The following is a 22,408-nucleotide window of genomic DNA, read 5'->3' as shown; positions in this document are numbered from 1 at the left end:
TTTGTCTGTTTACTTTCAGACTTTTGTAAAGATAATCATTAAAAACAGCATGTCAGAAAAACGAAAAGGTGCCCGCTCCATCAAAGATATTCCCTCCAATATCTTAGAACAACTGAACAAAGGTGAAATTGAAACTGCCAATCTTACGGAATGGCTGGCAGTAGATCAAAGGCTGTTGTTAGAAAATCTTCTTCAGCAGAATCACCGTACAGAATATTTGAAACCTATTTTAGAAAATGTAGATCAGCTGAAAAAACAAACGGTTAATACCATTAATGAAACCATTGGCATTGGTTTGCTTCATTGGGCCGAAAATAATAAAGATGAAGAATTTCTGCTGAAGCTATCAACCCATCCGGCAGATCTGGTACGATGCTGGGCTGCTTATACGATCGGAAGAAACCGTAATTTGACATTCAGAGAGAAATTAAACAAAATCCAGCCGTTTGCTTCTGATACCCATTTTGGAGTGAGGGAAATATGCTGGATGACCGTACGTCCGGATATTTCAAAAAATCTTGTCGAAAGCTTATCTGTTTTATCGGAATGGACTCAGCATGACAATGAAAATGTGAGACGCTTTGCCAGTGAATCTACCAGACCAAGAGGAGTTTGGTGTGAACATATTGATGCTTTAAAACAAAATCCGGGACTAGGACTGGAAATTTTAGAACCTTTACGATCCGATTCCTCCCGCTTTGTGCAGGATAGTGTTGGTAATTGGCTGAATGATGCAAGTAAATCACAACCCGAGTTCGTGGTGGAAATCTGTGACGAATGGCTTCGGGAAAGTCCCACAAAAGAAACGCAGTATATCGTCAAAAAAGCATTGCGAACGATTAAGAAGTAAAAGTTATCCACAAATTTGAAATGTTGATTTCAATTCTTGTTATATAAATAACGGGTTTTCATTTATTTATATAAAATTTCCATATTCTTTGTTCTTTTAGAAATGCCTTAATCTGCTTAGTTTTTAAGGAAAAAACTGTTTTGAAATATTTTCAATGTTAACGTTATGTTAACTGTAAAAAGTTATCCACAATATGAGTTTTTGATTAATGTGGATTCTATCAGTCACTATATTAATAGTTTAAATAAAAATTAAAAAATGAGGACTTGAAATTCACTTTTTTCTTCGCCGAAAAAAAAGTTATCCACAATATGGAATTTCAGACTACCATTTTTCAGTCAGATACTTCCAATATCTTTTCGGAACATGCTGAATATGCAGTTTCATATTCTTTCGTTCCACAATATTTGTTTTGGTAAAATAGCGTTGCCAAAGTACCTGATAACTTTTTTCCTCATCATGAAATTTCTGCTGATAATTATTGAAATCAATCTTTTCATCAGGATAAAAGAAGTCACAGGTGTCCATATCATAAAGAATTCCATAGTTTCTTCTCAGGTCATAGATCATCCATTTCTGGTCCTGATACCGGTCATGAAAATGTTTTCTGATCAATGGAATAACGTTAAAGTCAGGATCTATTTTGGAAAAGAAGACTTCATCTTTCATTTTTTCAAAACGGACAAATGCGGTCATTCTATGCCTTTCCCTGTCTACTGATTTCCCGATTTTAGAGATTTTCAAAATATCAGAATCAGCAAAATTTTCAAGGATATTTACTTCCGGATGCTTCATAGATTGTCTTACCGCAGACAAGATGAGGTTTTCAAGATGGGGCTCTTCTGATAAAAAAACTTTTAAAAGTTTATAAACGCCCTGTTTTCCGATATTCTGTTCCAGTTTGTTCAGAACTCTTTCAGATTTTTCTGTCTGGGTAATAACTTCATGGATCTCAGCAAAAATATTTTTCTGGTGAAATCTTTCTCTACTTGTGATCTCTACATCTTTATAACGGTATTCGAAAACTTCAAATATCGCAGTGAAAAGTCCGTCGAAACTGCCATCGTAGAGTAGGGTTGTCATATATTTAATTTAAAAATTTAATAATGTGAAAATGTATAATTTGAGTTGGACTGTCATTCTGAATGAAATAAAATGAAATGAAGAATCTGGTTAATTGAAGAGATTCTTCCTTCGTCAGAATGACAGTAGTGTTGTATTATAAATTTGTGATCATTCGTGAAAATATTAATGTGGCTTGTGTTTAATATCAGGATCAAAATAAAGTCAGCTGTTGTGAAAACTGATTATGAAATTTGGATGAGCTTCCCCCAATCAGCAGCTTTCTGAAGTTTTTATCCGTTAAATACCTTAGGTAAGCATTCCCTGCATTGAAATCAATGAAATATTTCGCCCGGTTTACAGCAGCACCCAATTTTTTCAAATGATCCATTGTTAAAACCTGGAAACGTCTTGCACTGACAATTTTCTGGGCTGTTTTCACTCCAATCCCCGGAATTCTTAAAATCATCTGATATTCGGCGGTCTGAAGATTGATAGGAAACTGGTCGAGGTTTCTTAGAGCCCAGCTTAACTTGGGATCTACTTCCAGATCAAGGAAGGGCATATTCGGATCCAAAATCTCTTCTGCTTTAAAACCATAAAACCGCATCAGCCAGTCAGACTGATACAATCGGTTTTCACGAAGCATAGGAACTTCTGTCGTTAAAGAAGGCAGTCTCTGATCTTCCAGAACCGGAACATATCCGGAATAATAAACCCTTTTCAGATTAAAATTTTTATAAAAATGATCGGCAACTTTGATGATCTGAAGGTCGTTTTCATTGGTTGCTCCAACGATCATCTGCGTAGACTGTCCCGCTGGAGCAAACTTGGGAACTTTTTTCAGAACTTTCTTTTCATCCTTATATTGAATGATTCCTTTTTGAATATACCGCATCGGGCTGATCATATCCTGTCTGTTTTTTTCAGGTGCCAATAATTTTAATCCGCTTTCTGTAGGGATTTCAAGATTTACTGATAACCGGTCTGCATACAAAGCAGCTTCCTGCATCAGACCGTCACTCGCTCCCGGAATAGATTTAAGATGAATATAGCCGTTAAAGTTCTCTTCCAGCCGAAGTTTTTTGGCAACTCTTACAAGCCGCTCCATCGTTGTATCTGCATTTTTGAAAATTCCTGAACTCAGAAATAACCCTTCAATATAGTTTCTGCGATAAAAATTGATGGTGAGATCTACCACTTCTTCCACTGTAAATGCAGCTCTTTTAATATCATTGGAGCTTCTGGAAACACAGTAAGCACAATCGTAAATACAATGATTGGTCAATAGAATTTTAAGCAAAGAAACACATCTGCCATCCTCTGTATAGGTATGGCAAATCCCACTTGCGGAACTGTCTCCCAAAGCTCCCTTTTTATTCTTTCTCGTTCCTCCGCTTGATGAACAGGAAACGTCATACTTCGCTGCATCAGCAAGGATTTCAAGCTTTTCTTTCAGGCGGTCAAAATTCATACTTTTAAATGATTGATATGTTTTGTATCGGAATTGTATTTAAATATTGTTCAAATTTAGTTCCAAAATTGATAAATGTCAATCTTTTTTCATAGAAGTTATCAACAAAAAAGAGTCTCAAAATCATTATATTTACGGCTCATTAAAGTTTATATCATGAATCATAAACCAATCGAAGGTTTTTCCAAGCTTCCAAAGCAGGGGAAAATCGAATGGCTCGTAAACGAATATCTTGAAGGAAACCAGGAATATCAAAATATATTAAAACAATATTGGAACGATGATGCAGATCTTCAGAAACTTCATGAAGAGTTTTCTGAAAATACCATCTCCAATTTTTATATGCCGTACGGAATTGCTCCGAACTTTTTAATCGATGGAAAATTATTGGCTCTTCCAATGGCTGTTGAAGAAAGTTCTGTAGTTGCAGCAGCTTCCAAAGCCGCTAAATTCTGGATCGACAAAGGTGGTTTTAAGACTACCATTATCAATACAGAAAAGTTGGGACACACCCACTTTATTTTTGATGTTGAACCTCATAAATTATTACATTTCTTTAATTTCAGTTTAAAGAAAAAACTTCTCGAATCAACGGAAGATATTACAGCCAACATGAGAAAACGTGGTGGTGGTATTTTAAATATAAGCCTGGTGGATAAAACAGCAGAAATGCCTAATTACTACCAGTTGAAAGCAAGTTTTGATACGGTAGATTCAATGGGAGCAAACTTTATCAACTCATGTCTTGAGCAGTTTGGGAAAACGTTAAGACAGGAAGTGGCAACCAGTGAAGATTTTACTCAGGAAGAAAAAAATTCTTTACAGATTGTAATGAATATTCTTTCCAACTTTACGCCTGATTGTATCGTGAGAGCTGAGGTTTCATGTAAAATGGAAGATTTAAAAGACGACAGTGGAATTTCTCCTGAAGAATTTGCTTCTAAATTTAAACAGGCAGTTACCATTGCAGAAATTGAACCTTACCGTGCAACTACTCACAATAAAGGAGTAATGAACGGAGTAGATGCTGTTGTGATTGCTACCGGAAATGATTTCAGAGCTACTGAAGCCTGTGCACATGCGTATGCAGCGAGAGACGGACAGTACAGATCTTTAACCCACTGTACAACAGATAACGGAGTTTTCAGATTCTGGATTGATCTTCCTATTTCTGTAGGAGTTGTAGGAGGGCTTACGAATCTTCATCCATTGGTAAAATTCTCTTTAGCACTTCTTGGAAAACCTTCCGCACAGGAATTGATGAGTATTCTGGCAGTTTCAGGTCTTGCACAAAACTTTGGTGCATTACGTTCTCTGGTTACTACAGGAATTCAGAAAGGTCATATGAAAATGCACTTACTGAATATTCTGAACCAGTTGGGAGCTACAGAAGAGGAAAAGCAGCACTTTGTAACGTATTTCAAAGATAAGACGGTGAGCCATCATGAGGTGATCAATGAATTTAACAGAATGAGAGAAAACTAATGTTACAGATCATTTTGCCCATTGTATTCCTTCTTTTTGGATTTTTTCTGAAGAAAACAAACAATGAAGGTTTCAGAAGTTCCAAAAGATTTGCCAATATGTTTATCATACTGGGAATTTCTACATTGGTTGCTAAGTTTATTCTAATGTACCTAAAATCGAAATAGTGAAAAAGAGTATTGTATTTTTCTTACTGATTTCCGGGTTAAGTTTTTCGCAACAGCAAAAAGTGAAAATAAGTAATCTGCAGCCGAAAACTGAAGATACCGTTTTTCCGGTTGTTTCTTATTCTGAAAATCCGAGAGTAGAAAATAAAATCAATACATTTCTGCAGGTAGATCAGCTGGAATATGTTCCCGGATCTGGTGGAAATCCTTTTAAACTGGCTTCTACAGCAACAAATTCCTATTCAAACTATGTTTATTTTTATAGTTGGGACAAGATTGAAACTCCTAAAAATATTCTGAGTATTGCGATAAATGGTGAAGCTTCTGGTGCATATCCGGAAGAGTTTGCAGACTGGAAAAATTTCGATCTGAGAACCGGAAATTATATCAACCCTGAAGATTTATTTCAAGCAGAGAGCTTTAAAACTATCAATGGTTTAATTCAAAAGAGAATTCAAAAAAGAGTTGGTGATTTTTTAAACCAACTGAAATCTGAAAAAAATCCTTCAGAAGAAACTCCGGATCAGATTGCTCTGTATGAAGATTGTTTCACGGAGTATACTTTGAACGGCATCAAAATTTTTTTTGAAAAAGATAAACTGACTTTTGTTGCCGGAAGATGTTCCAACCATGCTATGCGGGCGCTGGATGATCTGGGAAGTCACAAGATAGAATTTTCTTACAAAGAGCTTGACAAATATTGGAGTTCTTATGCTAAAAACCTGATTTCCGGATCTGAAAAGACAGAGATAACAAGTCTTAATAATAAATTGTATAAGGGAAAGATCGATGGAAAGTATTCCATTACTGTTTTGATCAGTCAGGTATATGATGATGGTTCTTTCTCTGCAAAATACTGGTATGATAAAAATAAAAAACTAATTGAGTGGAACGGAAAGATAAAAGGTAATCACATTTCTATTATAGAAAACGATTATTATAGCGAAGAAACCAATCAATGGGTTTTCAAAGCCTTGGTGGAAGCAGATCTGCAAGGCAGGAAAATCATCGGAACCTGGCAGGATGAGAAAACAAAAAAATATTTAACCCTAGAATTAGAAGAGTTATAAAATGAAAACAATTACTTTAGTTTTTGGAGCGGTTTACGGAATGGTTTCTGTAATCTTGGGTGCATTCGGAGCACATGCTTTAAAGAAAATATTAGCTGTGGAAAGACTGGAAAGTTTTGAAACAGGAGTGAGATATCAGATGTATGCAGCTTTTTTCCTGCTGATCATTGGTTATATTTTAAAATTTGAAACTTCTGCTGAAAAATGGACTTCCATTTTAATGATTGCAGGAACCCTTTTATTCTCAGTGAGCATCTATTTCCTGAGCATGCAGGATTATCTTGGAATGAATCTTAAATTCCTAGGTCCTATCACTCCGCTTGGAGGTTTAATGATGATCTTAAGCTGGGGAATGCTGATCTTTTATTTTGCTAAAAATAGAATTTAGGAATGAAGATTAACAGAAGAAGACGGTTAATACGAACATTCAATCTCTTAGATCAACCTATCAGATTCAATCCGTTTGTGTTCAGCCGTACTTTTTTTATGTGGGCTGTTACAGGTCTTGTAGGCGGTATTATTGCCGGAGGATATTGGATCGTTCTGGAACATTTTACAGAATTTCTGGCCGAGTTTCAAGGTTGGCAGGTTATTCCAACCATGGCGATCTGTGGTTTGCTGGCCGGGCTGGTAATCCATTTTATAGGTGATCCCGGAGAAATTCATTTGATCGTTAACAACATCAGATTTAATAAAGGAAAACTGGAACCGAAGAATAATCCTTCGATGATCCTTTCTTCTCTTTTTTGTGTTGCATCAGGTGGAAGTTTGGGTCCTGAAGCTCCTTTGGTACAGGTTACAGGATCTACGGGAACCTGGCTGGGGAAAATTTTCAGACTGAAGGGAGAAGAACTGCGTTCTTTGAGTATTGCCGGGATGGCTTCCGGTTTTACAGCATTATTTGGTGCTCCGCTTGGGGGAAGTCTTTTTTCTTTGGAGATTTTGCATCACAAACATGCTGTAGAGTATTATAAAGCCATTATTCCTGCGTTGGTAGCAAGCTGTTTCAGCTATCTGATGTTTGCTTTGATTATCCATTTGGGAATTGGAGCAACCTGGGATCTGAAAGCATATCATTATACCGGAGTGTATGATTTTCTTTATGCTACATTGTTCGGAACTGTAGGAACTCTTTTCGGATGGATTTTCATTTTTGTCGTTAAATTTTTCAAAAAGATTTTTGAATACAGAAAATTTCCGATTTACATTAAAACATTTGTAGGAGGAATTATTTTAGGAATCATTGCCTATAATTTTCCCATTACAAGATACTTTGGGCACAACGAGATCAATCAGCTGATCGGAGGAAACTTCGGATTGAATTTTTTAATCCTGATTCTGGTCTTTAAAATACTGGCTATTGCCATTACGGTAACTTCCGGATGGAGAGGTGGATTTATCATTCCTTTGTTTTTTGTAGGAACTACATTAGGATTAATTATTCACAATTTGTTTCCAAACGTAGATACTACATTAGCCATTGTAAGCTGTATGGCGGCGATCAATGCCTGCGTAACAAGAACACCGATGAGTACTACAATTATTCTGGGAACCCTAACGGGATTTACTTATTTTGTGCCGATATTATTTGCCAGCCTTACCGGATATTTCCTGGCTCCGAAAATTCCGTTTATCGGATCTCAGTCTGAGAAATTGTCGGAAGAATAGGGGAAATGGAGTGATATGTTAAAAATCAAGTCGATCAGACTTTAAATTTTAAGTCAATAAACTTGAACTTCCGTGTCTTTTTAGTAAATTTGTCAACCTTTAAATATTAAAATAAAATAATAAAAATAATATGAATCTTCACGAGTATCAATCAAAAGAGATTTTATCAAAGTATGGAGTAGCTATCCAACGTGGTTTCGTTGCAAACAACGTAGAAGAAGCTGTAGCAGCTGCTGAAAAATTGACTGCTGAAACCGGAGCACAGGCTTGGGTTGTAAAAGCACAGATTCACGCAGGTGGTCGTGGTAAAGGTGGGGGTGTTAAGTTTTCTCCAAACATGGATAAACTTAAAGAAAACGCTCAGAATATCATCGGAATGCAGTTGGTAACTCCACAAACTTCTGCTGAAGGTAAAAAAGTACACTCTGTTTTGGTTGCAGAAGATGTTTATTATCCAGGAGAATCTGAAACTAAAGAATTTTATGTTTCTATTCTTTTAGATAGAGCTGAAGGAAAAAATACAATCGTATATTCTACTGAAGGTGGTATGGATATTGAGCACGTTGCAGAAGTAACTCCTCATTTGATCCACAACGAATTGATTGACCCGGCAATCGGTCTTCAAGGATTCCAGGCTAGAAAAATTGCTTTCAACCTAGGTCTTGAAGGTAATGCATTCAAAGAATTTGTGAAATTTATTTCATCTCTTTACAATGCATATACAGGAATTGATGCTTCTCTTTTCGAAATCAACCCGGTATTAAAAACTTCTGATAACAAGATTATCGCTGTAGATGCTAAAGTAACTTTAGATGACAACTCATTGTTCCGTCACAAAGATTTAGCTGAGCTTAGAGATACTAGAGAAGAAGATCCAATGGATGTAGAAGCTGGTGAAGCTGGTCTTAACTTCGTAAAGCTAGATGGTAACGTTGCTTGTATGGTAAACGGAGCTGGTCTTGCAATGGCAACTATGGATATCATCAAATTATCAGGTGGTAACCCGGCAAACTTCCTTGACGTAGGAGGTACTGCAGATGCTCAGAGAGTACAGACTGCTTTCGGAATCATCTTAAGAGATCCAAACGTAAAAGCAATCTTGATCAACATCTTCGGAGGTATCGTAAGATGTGACAGAGTTGCTCAGGGTGTTGTAGATGCTTACAAAGCTATGGGTAGCCTTCCGGTTCCATTGATCGTAAGATTACAGGGAACTAACGCTGTAGAAGCTAAAAAATTAATTGACGAGTCTGGTCTTCCGGTACACTCTGCAATTACTTTAGAAGAAGCTGCAAACAAAGTAAAAGAAGTTTTAGCTTAATCTAAAATTTTTGAATAAATAAAAAACCGTTCCTTTCTGGAGCGGTTTTTTTGTTATTATTTTTGAGTGGTAATCGTTGAATTAACAGTATTTATTTCCTGAATTCTTCCAGCCGGTAAAGATCCAGAACATTGGGTGCAATTTTTAAATCCGGCCTGAAAATCAATATTCCTTTCACAAAATTTTTGAGTAACAAATTTCCATTGGTAATAACGGTGTCAATATTTAAATTGACAGTCTTCCGGGTAGCTTTTTTTAATTCAGGCTCAAAGAAATATATACATAAACCAGGAGCAGATTCATCATACTCTGTTAATAATACATCATATTGATCAGTTTCCGGATTAGAGTGAAGTTCAGCATAGGCTAAGGAATGTACAATGTTCCGGTTGCAGTAATGATGAATTCCTTTTTCATCAACAATAATATGAGTGGTGATATTTTTTTTGTTTTTCTGAAAGAGCGTCCAGACACAAAAACATAGGATTGCTATAAAAAGGGCAATGAGGACAATTTTTATTTCTTCTGAGATTTCTTTTGCATTAAATGCCAATATAGCCATTATGATAATGGATAAAGGAGTCATAATTAAAAACGCTATGCCAACCACTTTTATCAATAAAGAAAGCCTTTTTGAAGTTTTTGATTCAATAGGGTGGAATGAATTGGATTGTGATGGCATTGTTTTATAGATTAAGATCTTTACATAAAAGTAAGAAATTATACGGTAATAAACTGAATATAAAACGGTTATAATGCATAATCTAATTCGATCAGTAAGCCAGAATATAAAAGCATTTATTTATCATGATTTTCTGGAGGAAGGGATTCCCCATTGGTAATGCTGATACTGGTTGGTGTTACCAACTGAACTTTGTCCAAATCAAAACGTTCTTTAATTCCTAAATAGGCCTTACTTCTTATTTGAGCAAGGTTAGCTCCTACTTTTATCCAGAATTTCACCTGAAGATTAAATGCCCCTTGTTTAAGGTCTGTAAAGATCACCTCTATAGTATCTAACTTATCCACATTCTCAAGGTTTTTAATCACATCCAGAATTCCTTTCTGTGCTTTGCTGATATCTTCATCAGCGGGAATTTCAAAATTTAAAATAATCCTGCGTTGTGGGGAAGCGGTAATATTATAAAACGGAGCATTGAAGACAACCTGATTGGGAATGTAGGCTTTCTTACCGTCATCAGTAAGCAGTTTTGTGGTTAAAAACCCAATTTCCTGTACCGTTCCGGAGTGCGCTCCAATCGTGATATAATCTCCTACTTTATAGGCCTTATCAATGCCAATCAGCATTCCGGAGAAAATACTTGACACAAGATCCTTCAGCGCTACCCCTGCAATAACCCCTGCCACTCCTAAACTTCCGATAAATTTCCAAAGAAAACCACTGAAACCCATTATTTCCAGAGAAATAAATGTTCCCATCAGCATAATCAGGAATCTGAATACACTGATTAAGGCTACTAAAGAACTCTCTTTTTTGCTTTTCGGGAAAAATTGGTGGAATAATTTTACGGCTCCTTTGCTTAAATATTTACTGCTAATAAGAAAAAAAGTAAATACTAAAATTCCGACAATCAGCTTTGGAGTAAGTTCCGCAAATGTTACATACCAATTTTCCAATACTTTATAAACAAGATCTACATACCTGAGCCCGGTTTTCTCCATGAATAAAAATTTTAATTAAAGATATAAATTTTCAACAAAAAATTTGCCAGTTCCAAAAAGTCTACTAAATTTGTAGACTATAAAGAGTGAACATTATGTCAATCAAACTAGGAGATACAGCACCCAACTTTCAGGCAGAATCGTCTGTAGGGGATATCAATTTTTATAATTATCTGAGAGATTCCTGGGGAATTCTGTTTTCGCATCCTGCAGATTATACGCCCGTATGTACTACAGAATTGGGGTATACAGCTAAGCTGCAGTCTGAATTTGATAAAAGAGGCACTAAAGTGATTGCTTTGAGTGTAGATGGAGTAGAGGATCATCAAAACTGGGTGAAAGATATTAATGAGACACAGAATACTCATGTTTTGTTTCCCATTATTGCTGATAAAGACAGAAAAGTTTCAGAGCTGTATGATTTTATTCATCCCAATGCTTCTGCTACGGCTACTGTACGTTCTCTTTTGATTATTGATCCTTCCAAAAAAGTAAGACTGATTATTACCTATCCGGCCTCTACAGGAAGAAATTTTGATGAGATCCTTAGAGTGCTGGATTCTTTACAGCTGGTAGATAATTATAGGGTGGCTACTCCTGTTAACTGGGAAAATGGAGAAGATGTTATTATACCGCCTACCATTTCTACGGAAGAAGCCAGGAAAATTTTTCCAAAAGGGGTAACGGAAATAAAGCCGTATCTAAGATATACCCCACAACCGAATACATGATTTATTTGATTTTTTATAGTTTAGTTTTAATTTGTACGAAAAGCGCCTCGAAATTAAATTCCGGGGCGCTTTCATTTTATAATTATGTATTGTAAATCGATTGATTACTTAACGTCGTTGATGATTTGTTTACCTTTAGAAGTTGGTAAATAAATGCTAAATCCTACATTGAAAGTTAAAGTAGAAGTTAATCCCTCGCTACCAAATCCAGCAACACCATTATATTTTACTAAACCTTCAACACCGATATTTGGTGTAATGAAGTATGAATAACCAGGACCTGCTCCAAAATCTAAACCTGTAGTAGAGTTAGATCCTTCAGTAGAAGTACCTCCAACACCTACATTACCTTCGAAGAACCATCTTCCGTGGTGTAATAAGTTATCTACTCCTTTTTCTCCTGGAGAAACATAATATCTACCTAAAGCTCCAACTTTATATACAAAATTGGTAGGCGATCCATTTGTTACTTTATTAAATCCTAAATCTACATATCCTCCTACTGCTACATTGTCTTGAATAAAATAAGCTGCTTTTGGCTGTAGTGAAATATTATATCCACCGCCTGTATTTAAACCAAAATTACTGGCTACGATGCTACTTCCTACCATCCAATTACCTTTCTGAATCTGAGCGTTTGCAGTTGCTGTTAAGCCTGCTACGGCTAATATCCCTGTTAAAATAAGTTTTTTCATAATTTATTATTTTAATAATTAAATGTTTATTATTCACGAATTATAGAAAAAACAATAAATGTGCCAGACTCTTAATTTTACGTAATTTCTCTAAATAAACGTTAAGATTTCCAGGATGATACATTTTGGTTTTTTAACATATTTACTGCGGATTTCGTAACGATAAATAAAATAAAACAAGCGTTTTGAAATGAAAATGATAAAAATAGATATGAGGTCATTAATGTTCAAAACTGCTGTTTTTTCTTTTATCCAGCTTTCATATTATTTAAATAAATAAAAGAATTACAGAAATAATAAGTCCTGCAATGGTAAACTTAATTCCGCGTTTGAATGCTTTTGTCTTAGGATTAAACATCCAGAAACTGGAGATCACGAAAAAGAAAAGAGAAACCCCAAAAAATACGCTTAAAGGCGATATCGCATCTTTAGACTGTGATTTGTGAAGAGAAACCATTTTGTCCAATACGAAAGGTAATTCCTTTTTTGAGTACTTAGCTTTTCCGGTAGCACTGTCATAAGTTCCCTGTTTAAAATAAAGAACACTTCCTTCCGTTTTTTCCACTTCCAGGCCTTTCATCTTCAGTTCTTTTTTGAGTTCTTTTTCTGAAAGATGAACTGCGATGTTTTTTTCATATTTCTTTTCGCTTTTCAGAAAATCAGTGTCTCTGTACACCAGAAGAATTCCACTTAATGAATATACAGCCATAATTCCGGCAAGAAAATATCCCAGATAACGGTGGGTAATTCTCATGAAGCTTCTTGTGTCTTTAATCTTATCCATATCTTATTGTTTTGTTTTTGTTTTAAAATTTCAAAAGTGGAAACTGCAAAAATGCAATCTCCACTTTTAATGAAAGAATTATTATATAAAGAATTCTAGAGTCTGTATGTTAATGTGAAATAGTAGTTTCTAGGGGTGATAGGATTCACCGAATAGTTCTCGTGAACATTGTAGTTTACAACATCAAACAGGTTGCCCACTTTTCCTTGAATAGAGAATTTATTCCACTCGTAGCCTACAGATAAAGAAACCGTTGTGTAATCTTTTAGATCAAACATTCTACTTACGTTGTTTCTGCTTGTATTTGTAGATTTTGAATCATTCCATCCAGCGATTCTGTCTCCGATGTAATAAATTCCGGCACCGATTTTTAACCCTTTTACGTAGTTTGTAAATTTATAGAAAACCGAAGCATTCGCTGTTGTAGCCGGTGTTCTTACCAATCTTTGGTTTTCAACATATCCTTTTTCCGGAGTGTCTGTGTACACAGAATTATTATAAGAAAAACCTCCGATAATAGATAAGTTTTCTGTAGGATTTCCAGTAATGTCTAGTTCCACACCACGGCTTCTCATATTTCCTGCAAATTCTTTAAGATTGGTATCTGTTGAATTTACTGGTGCTCCGTTTGGAGCAGAAGCGAACCAGTAGGTTTGATAGTAATTGTTGTACATGATCTGGTAAGCCGTTAAGTTAACCGCTAAAGCATTATTCCAGAAATTCTTTTTAACTCCAATCTCGTATTGGTCAACTGTTGAAGGTTTTATGCTTTGTCTTGATAAAGTAGTTAACTGATTTTGAACATCAGTAACAGATTGGTTGGTATTTACGGTACCAAACTGATCTGAAGTATATCCCGCATTTGAAGCAAATGAATTCGTGTAAGTTGCAAACACCGAAAGGTTTTCATTTGGAGCATACACCAAACCTACTTTTGGAGAAAATGCATTGTCAGAGGTTGACGAATTTGCTACTTCAATTTTATCATTTAATGTAAAACGAGTGGTCAGTGTAGGCATGTTTTCGATATAAGACCATCTTAGACCTGCAATCACCTTCAGTTGCTTTGTTAAGCTGATAAAATCTTGTGCATAGATTCCGATTCTTCTTGTATTGATTCTATTTCTTGTACTAAGAGTAGAATTGGGCATATCAATACTTCCCCATGTTGAAGGATCATCTAAATAGAGAAGATTTTTGGGAGCTGTAATATTATAAGCATAAGCATCTGCCTGGCTATAATCAGCATCTGAACCAATTAAAACTTTATGGTTGATGCTTCCTGTATTGAATTCACCATTGATATTTACTTGTGCAGAAGTATAATTTTGTTCGTTGTAAGTTCTACCAAAAGGTCTTTTCCAGGATAATCTGTTAGGATCTACAGTTGCATCTTTAGTTTCATATATCCATTGTACTCTTTCAGAAGAAAAATAATCTTTAGTGTAGTTTTGGTAAGAAGCAGTAGCGTTCAAAGACCATCTTTCGTTAAACTGATGATTAAAGGTTACATTCGTAGAAGCTTGCTGTACATTTTGATATTGCCAGTCGGTTCCGAAGAAAGTATTTCTGGAAACAGCATCATTCAATCTGTAGCTTTGGTCTTTTTCAGTAATAGATCCAATCCCGAAATCAGGAGTAAAATTATTTTTAAGATAATCTGCCTCAACAATTAATTGAGACTTATCACTTAAATTAAATAAAAATGAAGGGTTAAAGTAGTACTTCTCTGATTCTACCACATCTCTGAAGCTTTCGGCATGCTCATACGCTCCATTTATTCTGAATGCAACGTTTTTAGATAAAGGTCCATAGATATCAACAGTTGGCTTGTAAGAATTCCAGCTTCCTCCATTTAATCCGATGCTTCCACCAAAATTGAATTTAGGTTTTTTGGTAATCATATTGATAACACCACCTGCGGCTGTATTACCAAAAAGCATGGCGTTGGCTCCCTTTAAAACTTCTACTCTTTCAAGACCACTTACTTCAGGGAAAACACCGCTATTTATTCTTGAACCATTTTTAAAAATGTTATCATTTCCTAAAATGAAACCACGTCCACCAAAGCTGTCCTGAGAATTTCCTCTGGATGAAGTGATATACAGACCGTTTACATTCTGAAGAACATCACTTAGCTGTTTTGCCTGCTGCTGCTCAATAATTTCGTGAGTAACAATAGCAATAGGCTGTGGATTTTCCATTACCGTCAGATTTGACTTTGTCGATAATGCTCTTGCCTGGTTAGGATTTCCCGTTTTATGAAGATTAATATCCTCAATAGTCTGAGTTCTGATGGTATCTGCCTCAGCATTTTTCATCTGAGAACTCACTGAAACAGCGATGAATAGAAGACCTAAAGAAAGTAATTGTCTTTTCATTTTATTTTTATGTAGAACAGTTTTAAATAAGGCGCAAATGTAAGTATTTGTTTAGAATAGATAAAAATAATTTTATGATTTAAATCATATTTTTGAGTTCGTGAGATGGATTGTTTCTATAGCGCCTTTAGGCTAAGGGATAGAGAAATTTTTATGAATATATTTGTTGAAAATTATAATATGCAATTGGTAAAAGCAGGGCTTTGTGCCTTTGGAATGAGCGGAAAAGTATTCCATGCTCCCTTTTTAAAGGAACATCCGGGATTTTTTATGTCTGCTGTAGTAGAAAGAAGTAAGGAAAATTCAAAAGAAAAGTATCCGGAAGCAACCATTTACCGTTCTGTGGAGGAAATGCTTCAGCAGGCAGATGTAGAGCTGGTGATTATCAATACTCCTGTTCAGACCCATTATGAATATGCAAAAAAAGCGTTGGAGGCCGGGAAAAATATTATTGTGGAAAAACCTTTTACAGTAAATGTTTCTGAGGCTGAAGAACTGGTTCAATTGGCTGAGGAAAAAGGATTGTTCCTAAGTGTATATCAAAACCGAAGATTCGACCGTGATTTTTTACAGGTTCAAAAGGTTTTAGCTGATGGAAAATTAGGAAATATAAAAGAAACAGAGATCCGTTTTGACAGATTCCGTACGACTCCAAGCGGAAAACAGCATAAAGAAAGCCCTGAACAGCTAGGCTCAGGATCACTTCACGATTTGGGAGCACATCTGGTAGATCAGGCTGTACTGTATTTTGGGTATCCTGAAAAGCTTTTTGCAGATGTGTTTTCGATGAAAGGAAGCGAATTTGCGAATGATTATTTTGAAATTCTGTTATTCTACAAAAATGATCTGAGAGTGAGATTGAAAACATCGGTTTTCAGTAAAGAAGGGCATTATGCTTATACCATTCATGGGGATCGAGGAACTTTCCTGCAGGAAAGAACAGATAATCAGGAAAACGAATTGGTAGCAGGCGCTATTCCTGTGTATGGAAAAGAATGGACGCAGCCTTTGAAAGAATCTGATGGAATATTGAATTTCCTGAATGAAAACTCCGAAACAGAAAGGATTCTAACTTCAACTGAAGCCGGAAACTACATGGATTATTACCAGCAGATCTATGAACATATTGTTTTTGGATACACCTTACCATCTCCGGGAAGAGAAGTTATTCAGAATATGAAAATCATTGATGCTTCCCTGAAAAGTGCAAAAGAAGGAGGAATAATTGAATTATAAATGATGAGTTATGAGTTATGAATGAATTCAAAGAATTAGAGAGTTTTAGGGTTGGAGTGTAAATGAGTTGGAAACCTCTAATCACGACTGCTATCAACCTTAAACCTTAAACCTTAAACCTTAAACCTTGAATTCATTCATAATTCATCATTATTAAAGGAGTTCCTGAAGCTCCAGCCATCTCATTTCATGGTTCTCCAGTTTTTCTGAAACAGTTTCCAGTTCTGAAGAAAGTTTGGCTATTTTTTCATAATCAGCTTCGTTGTTGAGATTGTCCAGAATTTTGGTGCGCTGTTCTTCCAGTGCAGGCATTTCTTTTTCAATCGTTTCCAGTTCTCTTTGTTCTTTAAAAGTTAGTTTTCTTTTAGAATTAGAAGGCTGAGTACTCTCTGCTGAAGAAACTGCTTCTTTTACAGGCTCAGGTTTTACAGCTGTATTTTTTTCTAATGCTTCCTCGCGGCTTCTTGCTTCTCTGTATTCTGAGAAGTTTCCAACAAAATCTCTGATTTTTCCTTCTCCCTCAAAAGCCAGAACGTGATCTACAATTCTGTCCATAAAATATCTGTCGTGGGAAACGATAATTAAAGATCCCTGGAATTGCTGAAGGAAATTTTCTAAAACCGTCAATGTAGGAAGATCCAGATCATTCGTAGGCTCATCAAAAATCAAAAAGTTAGGATTCTGATACAAAATATACATCAGGTGAAGTCTTCTTTTTTCCCCTCCCGAAAGTTTAGAAATGGGAGAATATTGAGTCTGATCATCAAATAAGAACAATCTTAAAAACTGTGAAGCAGATAAACTTTTTCCGTTGGCTAGCGGATAAAATTCTGCAATTTCCTTGATGAAATCAATGACACGCTCATCCTCTTTATAAGTAAGACCTTTTTGTGAGAAATAACCGAAAGAAATAGTTTCTCCTGTTTCAATTTCTCCTTTATCAGCCTTTTCAAGACCTTGAATAATATTAAGCAGGGTAGATTTTCCCGCACCATTCTTTCCAATAATTCCCACCTTTTCTCCACGCTGAAACTGGTAGCTGAAATCTTTTAAAAGAACTTTAGGTCCAAAGCTTTTATCAATATTTTTGAGTTCAAGAATTTTATTTCCCAGACGCTTCATTTCAAAATCCAGCTCAAGCCCGTCTTTTCTGGTGTCGGTTTTGGCTACCTTTTCAGTCTCGTAGAAAGCATCGATTCTGCTTTTTGACTTTGTAGTTCTGGCTTTTGGCTGTCTTCGCATCCATTCCAGTTCCTTTCTGTAAAGGTTGTTTGCCTTATCAATCGTAGCATTAAGATTCTCCTCACGGATCATTTTATTCTCAAGATAAGTAGCATATGAACCGTTGTGAAAATAAAGATTCTGATCTTCCATTTCCCAGATTATATCACAAACACTGTCAAGGAAGTATCGGTCGTGAGTAACAAGCAATAACGTGATTTTTGCCTTATTCAGATAGTTTTCAAGCCATTCCACCATGTTTACATCAAGGTGGTTGGTAGGTTCGTCCATGATAAGAAGCGTGTGTCTGTGCTCAGCTCTTGTCTCTGTTAAAAGTTTAGCCAGAGCTACACGTTTGATCTGTCCTCCGGAAAGAGTTCCCATTTTAGCATCCAGATCAGTAATTTTAAGCTGGGAAAGAATCTGTTTCATTTCATTTTCCAGATCCCATGCTTTATGAACTTCCATATCGGCTAATGCTTTCTCAATAAAATCATGATCTGTGGAATGAAGTGACTGATGATAGTTTTTAAGCGCAAGGATAGGTTCTGAATCAAGAGCCATCATAAATTCTTCAATGCTGAGCTTAGGATCAAAGTTGATTTCCTGGTCAAATAATACTACCTGGATATCTTTGTTGATAATCACAGTTCCGCTGTCTGCAATTTCCTTACCCATTAATATTTTCAGAAGGGTAGATTTTCCACTTCCGTTTTTGGCAACAATAGCTATTTTATCTCCTTCATTAATATGAAAAGAAATGTCTTTAAACAAAACTTTGATGCCGTAAGATTTGGTGAGATTTTCTGCAGAAACGTAATTCATTGGGAATTAATGGTTTGATTTTAATTTTGAATTGAACCGCAAAAATACGAAAATGTAATCTAAAATTTTCCGGAACCTCTTTTATAAGACTCAATATTTATAATTTTTTAATAGACTGTGCCCCTTATCTGAAAAAACTAATTAGTAAATTTGATCAACACAATAAAATTTAAATTGTAAATAGTAATACATAATACAAAATCTGATTGAAGTAATGAAAAAAGTTATTGTCGACATGGATGGGGTAATGGCGGATGTATATCATCAGCTGGTACAATTTGAAAAAAGAGATACAGGAAAAGAAATTGAAATCAGTGATTTGGCTGGTAAGCCTGAAATAGAGTCTTTTCCAAACGGGAAAAAACATGTAAATGAAGTAGGTTTTTTCAGAACCTTACCTGTGATGAAAGGAAGCCGTGAGGCAATGGAATATCTGAATAATAAATATGATCTGTATATTGTATCTGCAGGAATGGAATTTCCGAACAGCTTAAGAGAAAAATATGATTGGCTGGCAGAACATTTTCCGTTCATTACTTGGGAACAGATTGTTCTTTGTGGAAGTAAAAAAGTGGTTGCCGGAGATATTATGATAGATGATTATCCTAAAAATTTAGATCATTTTTCAGGGCAGAGATTGATATTTACCCAGCCTCATAATGAACTGATAGAAAATGATACTTACAAAAGAGTTCATTCCTGGGAAGAGGTTATGGAAATCCTTTAAAATTTAAAACTGGAAGAAGGAAGGTGGAGATTGGAAGGGATCACATCATTTCATTAGCTCCCATCTTCCTGCTTCTAGCTTCCTTTCTTATTTTATTTCTAATCCAGTGTCAGTCTTTTCAACGACCACGAATTACCATTATAAATATCAAGATCCACTTTCGCATTGATTCCATGAACAATTCCGTTTTCTGTAAACTGCCAGAAATCCCACTCATCGTCGGGAGAAGGAGACGGAACATCATTGTAATTGGCAAGCCATAAAGGATAGCCTTCAAACTCACCTTTCAGAAAATCTTTATAATAATGATAATAGGTATAGATGATAGGTTTTTCGCCATAGGCTTCTTCTACGATTTTACACCATACTTTCAGGTCTTCAATCAGTTTTTTATTGGTTTTACGCTTTGGGATTTTTTCAATATCAAGAATGGGAGGTAGATCTCCACTCTCCAGTTTTACATTCTTCAAAAAATTATTGGCCTGGATCACCGGATCTTCATCAGCTCTGTAAAAATGGTAGGCACCGCGGATAAGATTATGTTTTTTAGCACTTTCCCAGAACTCATCAAAATGCTTATCTGCACTTCGGTTTCCCATGGTGGCGCGCATGACAACATATTCTAACGGGATTGTTTTATTTCCAATACTCAGACTGTCCCATTTGATATCTTCCCGGTTCTGATAATGAGAAACATCAAAGCCATAGGTTTTATCAAGATTGCTGGCTAGTATTCTCTGAATTCTTGCCGCTTCCTTTTCACTGTTATGAAGTTTTTTATGCTTAAATTTATTAAAGTACAATGCATAATAGTAGCTTACAGACTGTTTTAAATAAAATCCTGTTCCCACCAATGCTACGATTAATATGCCCAATATCACCCATCTTCGGAAAAAATACTTCTTCCGTCTGGATTTATGGACTTGTTTGGCAGTTTTTTTGGTGTACTTTTTTGGTGTCATAAAGTTTTGCAAAACTAACTTTTTTCACTGCTAAATGCTAAAATAAAATCAGTAAATTTGTGTATTATGGAAACACGCGAAAAAATCATCATTATTGGAGGAGGATTTGCGGGGCTGCAGCTTGCAAAAACATTGAATAACAAGAATAAAAAGGTCATTGTTCTCGATCGGATGAACCACCATATGTTTCAGCCGCTTTTTTATCAGGTAGCCTCAGGAAGGATAGAACCTTCCAACATTTCTTTTCCCTTCAGAAAGATTTTTCAGCAGTCCAGAAATACCCAGTTTCGTATGACAGAGGTGAAAGAAATAGATCCTGCCAATCATAAAGTGATTACCGACGAAGCAGAATTTACCTATGATAAACTCATCATTGCAACAGGGTGTAAAACTAATTTTTTCGGAAACAAAGATCTGGAAGGAAAAGCTTTCGGAATGAAAAATACCCAGGAAGCAATCAGCATCAGAAATCATGTTTTGATGACCTTTGAAAAACTGATTATTGAAAAAAGCCGAAGTGATGACGGTAACTGGAACATCGTTATCGTAGGAAGCGGGCCAACAGGAGTAGAGCTGGCAGGAGCTTTTGCAGAAATGAAAAAAGACATCCTTCCAAGAGATTATCCTTATATGAACTTTGATCATCTGAAGATTAATCTCGTAAGTTCTACAGAAAAGCCACTTGCTGTAATGAGCAGTGAAGCTCAGGAGAAATCCGAAAAATATCTTAAAGATCTTGGGGTCACTTTTATGAGCGGAGAAGTAGTGACAGATTATGACGGAGATAAAGTTCATTTGAAAAGTGGGAAAGAAATTCCTTCCAATAATGTCATCTGGGCAGCCGGAGTTACAGGAAATGTGGTAGGAGGTTTTCCGGAAGACAAATTAGTAAGAAACAGATATATTGTAGATCGATATAATAAAATACAGGGTTACGATAATATTTATGCTATCGGGGATATTGCCTATATGGAAACTCCTAAATATCCACAGGGACATCCTCAGGTAGCCAACGTAGCCATTAATCAGGCAAAAAATTTAGGTAAAAATCTTTTAAAGAAAAGTCAGGAAGAGTGGAAAGAATATGAATATGATGACAAAGGCTCATTGGCAACGATTGGGAAGCACAGGGCTGTTGTGGATCTGCCATTTATAAAATTCCAGGGATTTCTCGCGTGGTATTTCTGGATGTTTCTCCATTTAATGCTAATTTTGAGCGTTCGAAATAAGCTGGCCATATTCTTCAACTGGATGTGGAGCTATATCAACAAAGATTCTTCTTTAAGATTAATTATTATACCTACTAAGAAAAACGGAACATTACAATGAGAATTGACATAATAAGCGTACTTCCGGAATTGATGGAAAGTCCGTTCAAAACTTCTATTTTGAAAAGAGCGATGGATAAAGGGCTGGTAGAAGTACATTTTCACCAATTGAGAGACTGGGCGATTAATAAGCACAGACAAATTGATGACGAGCCTTACGGAGGCGGTGCAGGAATGGTAATGATGGTGGAGCCACTGGATAAATGTATTTCAGAGCTTAAATCTCAAAGAAATTATGATGAAGTTATCTATCTGACGCCGGATGGTGTTACTTTGAACCAAAAAATTGCCAATTCACTTTCCATCAAAGAAAATCTGATCTTTCTTTGTGGGCATTATAAAGGAATAGACCAGAGAGTAAGAGATCTTCATATTACCAAAGAAATTTCAATTGGAGATTATGTTCTTACAGGCGGAGAGCTGGCAGCCTGTGTGCTTGCAGATTCAATCATCAGATTGCTTCCTGGTGTTTTAAATGATGAGCAGAGCGCTTTAACAGACAGTTTTCAGGATGATCTTCTTTCACCGCCTATCTATACAAGACCCGAAAGTTATAAAGGCCTGGAAGTTCCCAGAATCCTGTTGAGTGGGAATTCCGGAAAAATTGAAGAATGGCGTCATGATGAAGCCGTAAGAATTACAAAGGAAAAACGTCCCGATTTACTGTAAACAAATTGTCAGCATTTATCTAATGCTGACCTGCGTATTTAATTCCATTTATAATAGGTGAATGGAATA

Annotated in this window: 20 protein-coding genes; 11 read left to right on the top strand and 9 right to left on the bottom strand. The window is 35.9% G+C overall.

The window, feature by feature from the left end; genetic code table 11:
• Positions 1-49 precede the first annotated feature (49 nt).
• A complete protein-coding gene (locus tag ODR02_RS16575; protein ID WP_309512817.1) occupies positions 50-850 on the top strand; it encodes a DNA alkylation repair protein in 801 nt (266 codons plus the stop codon).
• Between the two features lie 324 nt (positions 851-1,174).
• Here the strand turns inward: ODR02_RS16575 and ODR02_RS16570 are convergent, their stop codons facing one another.
• Positions 1,175-1,933: a TIGR03915 family putative DNA repair protein gene (locus ODR02_RS16570; protein WP_209787285.1), complete on the bottom strand. Its 759-nt coding sequence runs from the start codon at positions 1,931-1,933 to the stop codon at positions 1,175-1,177.
• A gap of 193 nt (positions 1,934-2,126) precedes the next feature.
• A complete protein-coding gene (locus ODR02_RS16565; protein WP_309512816.1) occupies positions 2,127-3,386 on the bottom strand; it encodes a putative DNA modification/repair radical SAM protein in 1,260 nt (419 codons plus the stop codon).
• A gap of 156 nt (positions 3,387-3,542) precedes the next feature.
• Between ODR02_RS16565 and ODR02_RS16560 the strand changes: the two genes are divergently transcribed.
• From ODR02_RS16560 to sucC, 5 genes are all read left to right on the top strand, one after another.
• On the top strand, positions 3,543-4,871 hold the full coding sequence (locus ODR02_RS16560) for a hydroxymethylglutaryl-CoA reductase, degradative (RefSeq protein ID WP_309512815.1): 1,329 nt from the start codon (positions 3,543-3,545) through the stop codon (positions 4,869-4,871).
• A 166-nt stretch (positions 4,872-5,037) separates the two neighbouring features.
• Positions 5,038-6,108, top strand: a complete 1,071-nt coding sequence (locus ODR02_RS16555) for a hypothetical protein (protein ID WP_209787291.1) — start codon at positions 5,038-5,040, stop codon at positions 6,106-6,108.
• A gap of 1 nt (position 6,109) precedes the next feature.
• Positions 6,110-6,496, top strand: coding sequence for a DUF423 domain-containing protein (locus ODR02_RS16550; RefSeq protein ID WP_047096689.1), 387 nt, complete (start codon positions 6,110-6,112; stop codon positions 6,494-6,496).
• 2 nt (positions 6,497-6,498) lie between these two features.
• Positions 6,499-7,776 carry a chloride channel protein gene (locus ODR02_RS16545; RefSeq protein WP_309512814.1) on the top strand — a complete coding sequence of 426 codons (1,278 nt, stop codon included), beginning with the start codon at positions 6,499-6,501 and terminating at the stop codon, positions 7,774-7,776.
• Positions 7,777-7,906: 130 nt separating this feature from the next.
• Entirely contained in the window at positions 7,907-9,097 is a 1,191-nt protein-coding gene (sucC, locus tag ODR02_RS16540) for an ADP-forming succinate--CoA ligase subunit beta (RefSeq protein WP_047386334.1), read from the top strand.
• A gap of 91 nt (positions 9,098-9,188) precedes the next feature.
• Here the strand turns inward: sucC and ODR02_RS16535 are convergent, their stop codons facing one another.
• Both ODR02_RS16535 and ODR02_RS16530 read right to left on the bottom strand, forming a co-directional pair.
• Entirely contained in the window at positions 9,189-9,779 is a 591-nt protein-coding gene (locus ODR02_RS16535; RefSeq protein ID WP_309512813.1) for a hypothetical protein, read from the bottom strand.
• Between the two features lie 116 nt (positions 9,780-9,895).
• On the bottom strand, positions 9,896-10,780 hold the full coding sequence (locus ODR02_RS16530; protein WP_309512812.1) for a mechanosensitive ion channel family protein: 885 nt from the start codon (positions 10,778-10,780) through the stop codon (positions 9,896-9,898).
• Positions 10,781-10,875: 95 nt separating this feature from the next.
• Between ODR02_RS16530 and ODR02_RS16525 the strand changes: the two genes are divergently transcribed.
• Positions 10,876-11,511: a peroxiredoxin gene (locus ODR02_RS16525; protein WP_309512811.1), complete on the top strand. Its 636-nt coding sequence runs from the start codon at positions 10,876-10,878 to the stop codon at positions 11,509-11,511.
• Positions 11,512-11,615: 104 nt separating this feature from the next.
• On the opposite strand, the gene ODR02_RS16520 is transcribed toward ODR02_RS16525, so the two are convergent.
• From ODR02_RS16520 to ODR02_RS16510, 3 genes are all read right to left on the bottom strand, one after another.
• Positions 11,616-12,206 carry a hypothetical protein gene (locus ODR02_RS16520; protein ID WP_034694879.1) on the bottom strand — a complete coding sequence of 197 codons (591 nt, stop codon included), beginning with the start codon at positions 12,204-12,206 and terminating at the stop codon, positions 11,616-11,618.
• 268 nt (positions 12,207-12,474) lie between these two features.
• Positions 12,475-12,990, bottom strand: a complete 516-nt coding sequence (locus ODR02_RS16515; RefSeq protein ID WP_309512810.1) for a hypothetical protein — start codon at positions 12,988-12,990, stop codon at positions 12,475-12,477.
• 95 nt (positions 12,991-13,085) lie between these two features.
• A complete protein-coding gene (locus tag ODR02_RS16510; RefSeq protein ID WP_309512809.1) occupies positions 13,086-15,371 on the bottom strand; it encodes a TonB-dependent siderophore receptor in 2,286 nt (761 codons plus the stop codon).
• Positions 15,372-15,551: 180 nt separating this feature from the next.
• Here ODR02_RS16510 and ODR02_RS16505 point away from each other — a divergent pair, with 180 nt between their 5' ends.
• Positions 15,552-16,607, top strand: a complete 1,056-nt coding sequence (locus tag ODR02_RS16505) for a Gfo/Idh/MocA family oxidoreductase (RefSeq protein ID WP_309512930.1) — start codon at positions 15,552-15,554, stop codon at positions 16,605-16,607.
• Between the two features lie 153 nt (positions 16,608-16,760).
• On the opposite strand, the gene ODR02_RS16500 is transcribed toward ODR02_RS16505, so the two are convergent.
• Positions 16,761-18,653: an ABC-F family ATP-binding cassette domain-containing protein gene (locus tag ODR02_RS16500; RefSeq protein ID WP_309512808.1), complete on the bottom strand. Its 1,893-nt coding sequence runs from the start codon at positions 18,651-18,653 to the stop codon at positions 16,761-16,763.
• A gap of 214 nt (positions 18,654-18,867) precedes the next feature.
• Between ODR02_RS16500 and ODR02_RS16495 the strand changes: the two genes are divergently transcribed.
• Positions 18,868-19,380, top strand: a complete 513-nt coding sequence (locus ODR02_RS16495) for a 5' nucleotidase, NT5C type (protein WP_209787302.1) — start codon at positions 18,868-18,870, stop codon at positions 19,378-19,380.
• Positions 19,381-19,478: 98 nt separating this feature from the next.
• Here the strand turns inward: ODR02_RS16495 and ODR02_RS16490 are convergent, their stop codons facing one another.
• Positions 19,479-20,342, bottom strand: a complete 864-nt coding sequence (locus ODR02_RS16490) for a glycoside hydrolase family 25 protein (RefSeq protein ID WP_209787304.1) — start codon at positions 20,340-20,342, stop codon at positions 19,479-19,481.
• 66 nt (positions 20,343-20,408) lie between these two features.
• Here ODR02_RS16490 and ODR02_RS16485 point away from each other — a divergent pair, with 66 nt between their 5' ends.
• Positions 20,409-21,671 (top strand): NAD(P)/FAD-dependent oxidoreductase, encoded by a 1,263-nt coding sequence (locus ODR02_RS16485; RefSeq protein WP_309512807.1) that lies wholly within the window; start codon positions 20,409-20,411, stop codon positions 21,669-21,671.
• Entirely contained in the window at positions 21,668-22,339 is a 672-nt protein-coding gene (trmD, locus tag ODR02_RS16480) for a tRNA (guanosine(37)-N1)-methyltransferase TrmD (RefSeq protein WP_105681452.1), read from the top strand. The genes ODR02_RS16485 and trmD overlap by 4 nt, the downstream gene beginning before the upstream one ends.
• Positions 22,340-22,408: the final 69 nt, after the last annotated feature.

The sequence above is a fragment of the Chryseobacterium sp. CFS2 genome (assembly GCF_036543225.1).
Lineage (GTDB): Bacteria > Bacteroidota > Bacteroidia > Flavobacteriales > Weeksellaceae > Chryseobacterium > Chryseobacterium culicis_A.
Note: the sequence above shows the minus strand (reverse complement) of the source record. Positions and strands in the feature narration are given on the sequence as shown.